This is a genomic window from Mesorhizobium sp. M8A.F.Ca.ET.161.01.1.1, assembly GCF_004792105.1.
Lineage (GTDB): Bacteria > Pseudomonadota > Alphaproteobacteria > Rhizobiales > Rhizobiaceae > Mesorhizobium.
Window position 1 is genome coordinate 1 of the sequence record NZ_SRTD01000544.1, and the last position, 278, is coordinate 278.

1 protein-coding gene is annotated in these 278 nt (G+C 66.2%); it reads right to left on the reverse strand.

Annotated features, from left to right (window positions below; translation table 11 throughout):
- Positions 1-278 (reverse strand): PQQ-binding-like beta-propeller repeat protein (locus EN804_RS36945; RefSeq protein ID WP_145972897.1); only part of this gene is annotated, 278 nt, incomplete at both ends.

A 278-nucleotide genomic window follows, 5' to 3' on the forward strand; every position in this document is an offset into this window, starting at 1 on the left:
GGGCGTTCCAGATCGGCTGGCCGGTGTTCGCGTCGAGCGCGATGGTGTGGCCGTCCAGCGTGTTGAAGAAGATGCGCCCGTCCGCGAAGGCCGCGCCACGGGTGACCACGTCGCAGCAGGCAACCCCTTGCGCGGCCGGCTCGGGGTTGGGCTCGTATTTCCATTTCATCGGCGCGCCGGGCTTGGAGAGGTCGAGCGCGTAGACGACGTTCGGAAATGGCGTCACGATATACATCGTGTTGCCGATCACCAGCGGCGCCGCTTCCTGGCCCTTGTTC